The 10,441-nt window shown below is 67.9% G+C and carries 6 protein-coding genes; all 6 read left to right on the top strand.

What is annotated here, in order from left to right; translation table 11 throughout:
* Nucleotides 1-163 precede the first annotated feature (163 nt).
* Nucleotides 164-3,178: a TonB-dependent receptor gene (locus tag C0461_RS11445; protein ID WP_292107025.1), complete on the top strand. Its 3,015-nt coding sequence runs from the start codon at nucleotides 164-166 to the stop codon at nucleotides 3,176-3,178.
* 123 nt (nucleotides 3,179-3,301) lie between these two features.
* Nucleotides 3,302-4,966 carry a DUF5597 domain-containing protein gene (locus C0461_RS11440; RefSeq protein WP_292107023.1) on the top strand — a complete coding sequence of 555 codons (1,665 nt, stop codon included), beginning with the start codon at nucleotides 3,302-3,304 and terminating at the stop codon, nucleotides 4,964-4,966.
* Nucleotides 4,967-4,980: 14 nt separating this feature from the next.
* Nucleotides 4,981-7,905 (top strand): TIM-barrel domain-containing protein, encoded by a 2,925-nt coding sequence (locus C0461_RS11435; RefSeq protein WP_292107021.1) that lies wholly within the window; start codon nucleotides 4,981-4,983, stop codon nucleotides 7,903-7,905.
* Nucleotides 7,906-7,962: 57 nt separating this feature from the next.
* The gene (locus C0461_RS11430; protein ID WP_292107019.1) at nucleotides 7,963-8,709 is read left to right on the top strand and encodes a DUF969 domain-containing protein; all 747 of its coding nucleotides are present in this window, start codon (nucleotides 7,963-7,965) and stop codon (nucleotides 8,707-8,709) included.
* Nucleotides 8,706-9,674, top strand: a complete 969-nt coding sequence (locus C0461_RS11425; RefSeq protein ID WP_292107017.1) for a DUF979 domain-containing protein — start codon at nucleotides 8,706-8,708, stop codon at nucleotides 9,672-9,674. Before C0461_RS11430 ends, C0461_RS11425 begins: the two co-directional genes overlap by 4 nt.
* A partial coding sequence (locus tag C0461_RS11420) for a DUF2891 domain-containing protein (RefSeq protein ID WP_292107015.1) occupies nucleotides 9,674-10,441 on the top strand: 768 nt, incomplete at its 3' end. The genes C0461_RS11425 and C0461_RS11420, both read left to right, overlap by 1 nt.

The following is a 10,441-nucleotide window of genomic DNA, read 5'->3' as shown; positions in this document are numbered from 1 at the left end:
AGCAATTGGTTGCGCTAACAAAACAGACCCTGTAGTAGAAACTTATTGCATATTTGAAAATACCGGCGAGGTGAGACGCTGGTCCGGATGTGCACATGGGAGAGCACCCTCCAAGCGCCGGCTACAGGCGTCGAGGGGCATTTGAAACGGGGAGGGGCACAAGATGTCTCAAGGTAATCGCGTCTCGAAATTCGCCCTGTCTCTGGGCGTGTCCTTGATCGCTCTGGGCGTCATGAACGCCCCGGCGTTGGCCCAGACGGCGCAGGAGCCGGACGAGGCCACCGAAGTCGAGGAAGTGGTCATCACCGGTCTGCGCGCCAGTCTTCAGAGCGCCCAGGACATAAAGCGCAACTCCGATGTGATCGTGGATTCGATCACCGCGGTGGACATCGGCGCCCTGCCGGACCGGTCGGTGTCGGAGGCCCTGCAGCGCATCTCGGGCATCACCCTTCAGCGCACCAATGAAGCCCGAGACCCGGCCCGTCTGGCCGCGGAGGGCGGCGGGGTCTTCATCCGGGGCCTCTCCTGGGTCCGGTCCGAGACGAACGGCCGCGACATCTTCTCGGCCCGCAACGGACGGGGGCTGTCGTTCGAGGACATCTCGGCCGACCTGCTGGCGGGAGTGGACGTCTACAAGAACCCGGCGGCCAACCAGATCGAGGGCGGCGTCGGCGGCACGGTCAATCTGCGCACGCGCCTGCCGTTCGACCAGGCCGGACGCCTGCTGGCCTTCACGACCGACTACAACTACGGCGACATGATGGAGGAGGGCTACTGGTCCGGGTCGGGCATCTTCAGCGACCGCTGGATGACCGGGGCGGGCGAGATCGGCCTTCTGGCCAACATCAGCTACTCCAGTGTCGGCAACCGCACCAACAGCATCACCACCGACCGCTTCGACCCGGTCACGCGGCTGGACGGCACGACGGTGTATCATCCGAAATATCTGGGCTGGCGTGACGGCCGCTGGGAGCAGGAGCGCACCGCCGTGGCGCTGGCGCTGCAGTGGAGCCCGACGGCGGACCTCACCCTGACCTTCCAGGGTTTCCACTCCGAGGCCGACCCCACCAACATCGAGCGCGTGGCCGGGATCCAGGACGCCACCACCCTGTGCCCCAGCGCGGGCCTGACCTACCAGAACGGCGTCCTGACCGGCGGCACCCTGACCGGCTATCACGAAGGCGGCTGGGGATGCTGGCCCACAGGCAACGGCGTGGGTGGACCCCAGGGCGGGACCATGGAGGGCATCACCTATGACGGCAACACCCGCTATGGCGAGGACCACAAGGAGACCTCGGACTACTCGCTGCGACTGGAGTACACCGCGGGAAATTGGGATTTCAGCGGCGACATCCAGTACGTGGAATCCATCGCCGACATCCTGAGCTTCACCGTGGGCACCCAGCGGTCAATGCTGGGCACCACGCCGCTGGAGGCCATGATCAATATCGGCGGTGGCGTGCCCGGCATCAATATAACGGGCGCCAACCTGGACGTGGCCTCGGAGTATTACTGGGGCTTCGCCATGGACCACATCGAGGCCAATGAGGCGGACTCCCTGGCTTGGCGCGGCGACGCCACCTATCACTTTGATGACGTCGGCGGCTGGCTGCGGAATTTCACCTTCGGCTATCGCGCCACCGACAAGACCTACATCACCCGCCAGTCCAACTGGAACTGGAGCATTCTGTCGGCCCAGTACTGGGGCTTCGCCAACGACAACGGCGGGACCTGGCACTATCCGGCGGTCTACCTGACGGACACCTCGCCCAGCCCCGGCCTGCCGTCCCATGCGGAATACTACGGGTTCAACAATTTCTTCCGGGGCGACATCGCCGTGCCCGGCGGCTTCTGGCTGCCCACAGCGTCGCTGGTCAGCCGCGGCACGGCCTACGCCAACACCCTGTTGAGCCCGATCACCGGCCGTCCCTGGCCGGAAGGGCAGGGCTGGGGCTGGTCGCCGCTGGTGGCGGACTGGGACAACTACAACCCCACCGGCGACAATCCCACCGGCGGCGTCACCCGGCAGGACGAAGAGACCCAGGCGGCCTACGCCCTGCTGCGTTTCGGCCACGACAGCGCCCTGCCCTGGCCGGTGGACGGCAATGTCGGCGTGCGCTTCGTCCGCACGGAGACGGCGACCGAGGGGCGTGTGCAACTGCCCGTTCCGGCTGCCGCCGCCTGTCCGGCGGTGAATCCGGCGGACTGCGGGGACTTCAACGCGGCGCAGCAGTTCAGCCAGGGCGGGGTCCTTGACGGGGTTCCGGCGGGCGGCTCCTACGACAACGTCCTGCCCAGCCTGAACATCCGCGCCCATCTGTCGCCGGAGGTGCAACTGCGCTTCGCCGCCTCGCGCGCCATGGTGCGGCCGGACTTCAACCAGATGCAGCCCTATACGCAGCTGGCCATCAATTTCGAGGCGGACGGCTACACCCTGAACCCGGTGGCGCCGTTCACCGGCACCGCCGGCAACCCGGACCTGCGTCCGATCATCGCCGATCAGTTCGACCTGAGTCTGGAGTGGTATTTCGCGCCCCAGGGCAGCCTGACGGGCGTGGTGTTCTACAAGAAGGTGAAGGACTACATCTATTCCGGCGTCAGCCAGCAGACCTTCACCAACAACGGGGTCACCTACACCTTCGACGTCACCCAGCAGCAGAACGGCGAGGAGGGCACCGTCCAGGGCTTCGAGATCGCCTACCAGCAGTTCTTCGACTTCCTGCCGGGCTGGCTGAACGGGTTCGGCCTGCAGGCCAACTACACCTATATCGACAGCGACGGCGGGGCGAATACGGCGGTCAACATCTTCGATCCCGTGCAGGTGGGCGGCGCCAATCTGGCCCTGCCGCTGGAGGGCATGTCGCCGTCCAGCTACAACATCGCCGCCCTCTACGAGCGCCATGGCATCTCGGCCCGCCTGGCCTGGAACTGGCGCGAGCAGTACCTGCTGACCACCTCGGCGGCGAACATCAACGCCCCGGTGTGGGCCGAAGACTATGGCCAGCTGGACGGGTCGATCTTCTTCGATGTGACCGAGAACGTGAAGCTGGGCGTGCAGGGCACCAACCTGACCCAGGAACGCACCATCCTGCGGGTGGGCTATGCCGACCGCATGCCGCGCTACAGCTGGGTCGACACCGACCGACGCGTGGCCGTGGTGCTGCGCGCGCGCTTCTGACGTGACCGAGACCGCGCCCCGGGCGATGATCCCGCCCGGGGCGCGCGACCGCCGCCATTCCTGTCGACGACGGCCGAGATTCCGATGACCTTTTCCGCCCGCTTCCGATTCCTGAGACCTCTCATGGCCGCACTGGCCGGCGCGGGACTGATGCTGGCGGCCGCCTCGTGCGGGGAGAACGGGGGCGAACCGATCCCGGAGGTCGTCACACAAGACGGCCGCCACGCCCTGATGGTGGACGGAGCGCCGTTCTTGATGCTGGCGGCGCAGGTCAACAACTCATCCAACTATGAGGCGGCGCTGGCCGACGTCTGGCCGGCGGTGGCGTTCGTCGGCGCCAACACCGTTCAGGTTCCCATCGCGTGGGAGCAGGTCGAAGCGGTGGAGGGCGAGTTCGACTTCTCCTTCGTGGATACGCTGGTGCGGCAGGCGCGCGAGCACGACGTGCGGCTTGTGCTGCTGTGGTTCGCCACCTGGAAGAACACGGCGCCGAAATACGCGCCCGAGTGGGTCAAGCTGGACACCGAACGGTTTCCGCGCCTGATACAGCGGGACGGGACCCCGTCCTACGCCCTGTCGCCGCACGGGGCCGAGACCCTGGCCGCCGACCGGCGCGCCTTCGCCGCCCTGATGGCCCATATCCGCGACATCGATTCCGCCCACCGCACCGTCATCATGGTGCAGCCCCAGAACGAGACCGGCACCTACGGCTCGGTGCGGGACTATTCCCCGGCGGCGCAGGCCCTGTTCGAGGGGCCCGTGCCGCAGGCTCTGCTGCAGCGGCTTGGCCGTCAGCCGGGAAGCTGGGGCGAGGTGTTCGGCGAGGACGCGGACGAGTTCTTCCACGCCTGGTCCATCGGCTGGTACGTCGGTCAGGTGGCCGAGGCGGGCAAGGCGGAATATCCCCTGCCCATGTACGCCAACGCGGCGTTGCGCGATCCGGTCAATTATCAGGATCCCATGACCTATGCCTCGGGCGGGCCGACGTGGAACGTGATCGAGGTGTGGCAGGCCGCGGCCCCGGCCATCGATTTCCTGTCGCCCGACATCTATGAGCGCGGCTCGGTGGTCTATGAGGGGCATCTGGACCGGTACGCCCGTCCTGACAACGCCCTGTTCGTGGCCGAGACGGGCAATGACGCGCCCTATGCCCGGTATCTGTTCGAGGTGATGGGCCGGGGCGGGATCGGCTATTCGCCCTTCGGCGTCGATTACACCGGCTACGCCAACTTCCCCCTCGGCGCGCGGGAGGTGACGGAGCAGACCCTGACCCCGTTCCGCGATTTCTATCGCCTGGTCGCGCCGTGGCAGCGGGTGTGGGCGCGCGCGGCCTTCGAAGGCGATGTGTGGGGCGCCGGCGAGCCGGACGACAGCGCCGAACAGGTGCTGGACCTGGGCGAGTGGACCGCGACGGTGCGGTTCCGGCTGTGGCAGTTCGGCATGCACGACTGGACCTGGCTGGGCGACATCCCGCCGCGCGAGCGCGAGCACCCGAACGGCGGCGCCATCGTCGCCCGGCTGGGCGAGGACGATTACGTGGTCACGGGCCGCTGGGCCCGGGTCAGCTTTGACCGCAAGCCGCTGGATGATGGGCGGACCGGGCAGATCCTGCGGGTCGAGCAGGGCCGTTTCAATGACGCGGGCGAATGGGTGTTCGAGCGCCGCTGGAACGGCGACCAGACTGACTATGGCCTGAACTTCACCGACCGGCCCGTGCTTCTGCGGGTCCGGCTGAGCGATCAGGCGCGGGCGGGCGCGATGCGCGCCGTGGGCGCCGACCAGAACTGACGGGAGTGGAAACCATGAGACATTTGCTGACGGGCGCCGCCATGGCGCTGGCCATGGGCGTTCCTGCGGGCGTTCTGTTCGCCCCGGCGCCGGCCGCAGCGGTGGTGCAGGCCGAAGAGGCCGGTGTCGAGCGCACGGCTACGGGGGTGATCGTGACCCCGGCCGAGGGGCCGGCGCGGCGGGTCCGCCTGCGGGTCATGGGGCCGCGCATCATCCATGTGACGGCGACGCCGGCGGCCGATTTCGCCAACCTGCCCGACAGCCTGATGGTGACCGCCGAGGCCGCCGAAACCGGATTCGAGGTCACGACCCGGGGCGGCCATGTTTTTGTCTCCACGCCCGAGATGACGGCCGAGGTGTCGCGAGCCACGGGCCGGGTGCGGTTCCTGGATGCGAACGGCGAGGTCATGCTGGCCGAGCGCGAGGGCGGGCGCGAGATCAGCCCCTTCATGGTCGAGGATCAGGACGGGGTGCATTCTTTCCACTCCGTGCGCCAGCTGTTCGAGGCTGCGCCCGACGAAGCCATCTACGGCCTGGGCCAGCATCAGCAGGGGCTGATGAACCAACGCGGCGCAGATGTGGAGCTGACCCAGCACAACATCGATTCCGGCGTGCCCTTCATGACCTCCAGCCGCGGCTATGGCGTGCTGTGGGAGAACAACAGCCTGACCCGGTTCGGCGACCCGCGCGAATACGGCATGCTGGATCAGCGCCTGATCGTGCGCGACTCCGAAGGCAATTTCGGCGGGCTCACGGCCAGCTATTTCCAGGACGGCGAGCTGGCCCTGTCGCGCATCGAGAACCAGATCAACTACGAGTTCATCCGCGATCACCAGCGCTGGCCGCCGGGCTTCAAGGTGCAGCCGGGCCAGCCGGCGCAGGTGGGCGACATGGGCCGGTCGGGCCAGCCGGGCGTCACCGTCACATGGGAAGGCACTCTCGAGCCGACCGTCTCGGGCGAGCACAAATTCCGCCTGTACGCCTCGTCCTATGTGAAGGTCTGGGTGGACGGCGAGCTGGTCATGGACCGCTGGCGCCAGAACTGGAATCCGTGGAACCACGACTTCCAGATCCAGATGGAGGCCGGCCGACGGGTTCCGATCCGGGTCGAGTGGATTCCCAACGACGGCTATCTGGCCCTGCGCCATCTGGACCCGCTGCCGGCCGAGCAGGACCGGGCCCTGTCGCTGTGGTCCGAGGTGGGCCATGCGGTGGACTACTACTTCGTCGGCGGTGAGAATCTGGATCAGGTGATCGCCGGCTACCGCGACCTGACCGGCGAGGCGGTGATGATGCCGCGCTGGGCCTATGGCTTCTGGCAGAGCCGCCAGCGCTACAACACCCAGGACGAGGTGCTGGCGGTGGCCGAGGGCTATCGCAGCCGCAACCTGCCGATCGACAACATCGTTCAGGACTGGTTCTACTGGCCCGAGAACGCCTGGGGCAGCCACGAATTCGAGGCGTCACGGTTCCCCGATCCGGGCGGCATGGTCGACCAGCTGCACGACCAGAACATCAACATCATGATTTCGGTCTGGCCGAAATTCTATCCGACCACGGAGCACTACCGCGAGCTCGCGGCCATCGGCGGCATGTACACCCGCAATGTGGAGGTGGGCGCCCGCGACTGGGTCGGACCCGGCTACAACAACAGCTTCTATGACCCGTATCACGAGGAAGCGCGGGCGCTGTACTGGCGCCAGATCCGCGAGCACCTGCACGGGCTGGGCTTCGACGGCTGGTGGCTGGATTCGGTGGAGCCGGACATGCACTCCAACCTGGACCGGCGCGAACGCACCCTGCGCATGGGTCCCACGGCGGCGGGCCCGGCGGCGCTGGTGTTCAACTCCTATCCGCTGGTCAACGCCGAGGGCGTCTATGAGGGCCTGCGCGAGGCCCAGCCGGACCGGCGCGCCTACATCCTGACCCGCGCCGCCTGGGGCGGTCTGCAGCGCACGGCCTCGACCCTGTGGTCGGGCGACGTGGTGCCGCGCTGGGACGACCTGCGCGAGCAGATTTCGGCCGGCGTGCAGGTGGGCCTGTCGGGCATTCCGAACTGGACCCATGACATCGGCGGCTTCTCGGTGGAGGAGCGCTACACCACCGAGGACATCACCCCCGAGGATCAGGCGGAGTGGCGCGAGCTGAACCTGCGCTGGTTCCAGTTCGGGGCCTTCACGCCCATCTTCCGCTCGCACGGCGAGTATCCCTATCGCGAGGTGTGGGAGATCGCGCCGGAGGGCACCGAGGTCTATGAGGCGCTGGGCGACTACCTGCGTCTGCGCTACCGGCTGATGCCCTACATCTACACCTTGGGCGCCGAGGCCTATCACCGCGACGGCACCATCATGCGCGGTCTGGTGATGGACTTCCCGCAGGACGAGCGGGCCCGCGAGGTCAACGACCAGTTCATGTTCGGCAGGGCTTTCCTGGTCGCCCCCGTGCATCAGCATGAGGCGCGCAGCCGCCAGGTCTGGCTGCCCCGGGGCGCGGACTGGTACGACTTCAACAGCGGCGCGCGGCATACGGGCGGTCAGGCGATCACGGCGGATGCGCCGCTGGCCCGCATGCCCCTGTTCGTGCGGTCGGGATCGATCGTGCCCACGGGCCCGGCGATCCAGCACACCGCCGAGGCTCTGGACGGCCCCATCACCCTGAACGTCTATGTGGGCGCTGACGGATCGTTCGATCTCTACAGCGACGAGGGCACCACCTACGGCTATGAGCGCGGGGCCTTCGCCACCATGCCCATCACCTGGGACGACGCCGCCGGGGTGCTGACCATCGGCGCGCGCCAGGGGGCGTATCCGGGCATGCCCGCGAGCCGCACGGTCCATGTGCGTTTCATCGACGGATCGGGCGAGGCGCCCTGGAACGTGGACGCCGCGCCGCAGCAGACGGTGACCTATGCGGGGTCGGCGCTGACCGTCCGGCGATAGGGCTTTCGCCGCCGCAGAATCCGCGCAACCATCCCCCGATCAATCGGGGGATGGTCCATGTGGGTGCTTCTGGGAATCGCGGTCGTGGTGGCCGGGTTCGTGCTGCGGCTCAATCCGCTGCTGGTGATCCTGGCCGCCGCCCTGACCACGGGAGTGACAGGCGGTCTGGGTTTGGTCGAGACGGTCGAGGCGTTCGGGGCGGCGTTCAACAATAACCGCTACATCTCCATTGTCTGGCTGGTGCTGCCGGTGATCGGCCTGCTGGAGCGGTCGGGGCTGCAGGAACAGGCGCGCATCCTGATCGGCAAGGTGCGCGGCGCCACCACCGGGCGTCTGCTGCTGGGCTATTTCGTGGCCCGCCAGGTCACCGCCGCCCTGGGCCAGACCAAGCTGGGCGGCCATCCCCAGATGGTGCGGCCGCTGATCGCGCCCATGGCCGAGGCGGCGTCGGAGACCCGGCACGGACCCCTGCCGGACGCCGTGCGGTTCCGCATCCGGGCGCATTCGGCGGCGGCGGACAATATCGCCCTGTTTTTCGGCGAGGATATCTTCATCGCCATCGCCTCGATCCTTCTGATCAAGGGCTTTCTGGAGCAGAACGGCATCATCGTGCAGCCGCTGGAGCTGTCGGTGTGGGCCATTCCCACGGCCATCGTGGCCTTGCTGATCCACGGCACGCGGCTGGTCCTGCTGGACCGGCGCATCGCGGCGGAGGTGGCGAGCGCCACGCCTACGCGCTCAAGCAGCCCGACGGGCGGTAGCGCCACCAGGGATGAGGATGGGGCGGGGGAGGTCAGATCATGATCACCCTTCAGTGGATCTACATTCTGGCCGGCGCGGTGTTCGTGGCGTTTTCGGTGCTGAGCGCGGGGGATCGGGCGAACCCCAAACGGTTCAAGAACACCGCCTTCTGGGGGCTGCTGGCCGTCAGCTTCCTGTTCGGCGGCTATTTCAGCGATTTGATGAACGGCCTGCTGGTGATCGGCCTGGTGTTGCTGGCGGGGATCGGCGGGCTGGGGCAGGGCAAGCCGCGCACCACCTCGCCGGAGGAGCGGGCGGACTCGGCCGTGAAGTTCGGCAACCGGCTGTTCATTCCGGCCCTGATCATCCCGGTGACCGCGCTTCTGGGCACCCTGTGGCTGGCCGAGGTGGAGATCGGCGGGACGCCCCTGTTCGACCCGCGCGACCCGACCCTGATCGCCCTGGGGCTGGGGGTCGTGCTGGCCATCGGCGTGGGCATAGCCATGCTGAAGCCGCCGGCCATGGCGCCGCTGCAGGAAGGGCGGCGGTTGATGGACGCGGTGGGCTGGGCCGCCATCCTGCCCCAGATGCTGGCGGCGCTGGGCGCGGTCTTCGCCCTGGCGGGGGTGGGCGAGGTGGTGGGCGGGCTGATCGCCGAGGTCATCCCCATGAACGCCAGCCTGATCGCCGTGGTCGCCTATTGCGTGGGCATGGCCCTGTTCACCGTCATCATGGGCAACGCCTTCGCCGCCTTTCCGGTGATGACCGCCGCGGTGGGCCTGCCGTTCGTGGTGTTCCAGTTCGGCGGCAACCCGGCCATCGTCTGCGCCATCGGCATGCTGGCGGGTTTCTGCGGCACGCTGATGACGCCCATGGCGGCGAACTTCAACGTGGTGCCCGCGAACCTGCTGGAGCTGCCCGACCGCAACGCCGCCCTCAACGGGGTGATCCGGGCGCAGATCCCGACCGCCCTGATGATGCTCGTGGCCAACATCGTCCTGATGCAGTTTCTGGCGTTCCGTTTCTGATGACCCAGCTGACCCCCGACATCGCCGCCCTCTACGCCCGCACCGCCCTGGGCCATGTGACGCGCGAGTATCCCAACAAGATGGATCACGTGCTGGCGGGGCCGCAGGACGTGCAGGGGCCGCGCGCGCTGCACCCCATCTTCTTCGGCAGCTTCGACTGGCACTCGTGCGTGCACGGCTGGTGGACCCTGTTCACGGTGCTGCGGCTGTATCCGGATATGGATGAGGCGGCGCACATCCGGGCGCTGGCGGACGACCTGTTCACCCAGACCAATGTGGCGGCCGAGCGCGCCTATCTGGACCGGCCGACCAGCCGGGGTTTCGAGCGGCCCTACGGCTGGGGCTGGCTGCTGGCCTTGGCGGCGGAGCTGGAGCGGCACCAGACGGATGACGGACGGCGGTGGGCGGCGACCCTGAGACCGCTGGCGCAGGCGTTCCGGGACCGGTTCATGGCCTATCTGCCCCTGGCGACCTATCCGGTTCGGGTCGGCACGCACTACAACACCGCCTTCGCCCTCAGCCTTGCCATGGAGTGGGGCGACGCGGCGCTGAACGCCCTCATATGCGCAAAGGCGGCGGAATGGCACGGCGAGGATCGGTCCTGTCAGGCGTGGGAGCCGTCGCAGGATGAGTTCCTGTCGCCGGCCCTGATGGAGGTGGAGTTCATGCGCCGGGCCTTGGCGCCGGACGCCTTCGCCGCCTGGCTGGACGGGTTCCTGCCCCGGCTGGCGGCGGGGGAGCCCGGGACCCTGTTCACCCCCGCCGTA

It is taken from the genome of Brevundimonas sp., assembly GCF_013823285.1.
GTDB lineage: Bacteria > Pseudomonadota > Alphaproteobacteria > Caulobacterales > Caulobacteraceae > Brevundimonas.
The sequence above is the reverse complement of the archived record's forward strand: the minus strand, read 5'-3'. Positions and strand labels throughout refer to the sequence as shown.

Coding starts and splice junctions, on each gene's coding strand:
- C0461_RS11445 (WP_292107025.1), top strand. CDS start 164: ATGTCTCAAGGTAATCGCGTCTCGAAATTCGCCCTGTCTCTGGGCGTG.
- C0461_RS11440 (WP_292107023.1), top strand. CDS start 3,302: ATGGCCGCACTGGCCGGCGCGGGACTGATGCTGGCGGCCGCCTCGTGC.
- C0461_RS11435 (WP_292107021.1), top strand. CDS start 4,981: ATGAGACATTTGCTGACGGGCGCCGCCATGGCGCTGGCCATGGGCGTT.
- C0461_RS11430 (WP_292107019.1), top strand. CDS start 7,963: ATGTGGGTGCTTCTGGGAATCGCGGTCGTGGTGGCCGGGTTCGTGCTG.
- C0461_RS11425 (WP_292107017.1), top strand. CDS start 8,706: ATGATCACCCTTCAGTGGATCTACATTCTGGCCGGCGCGGTGTTCGTG.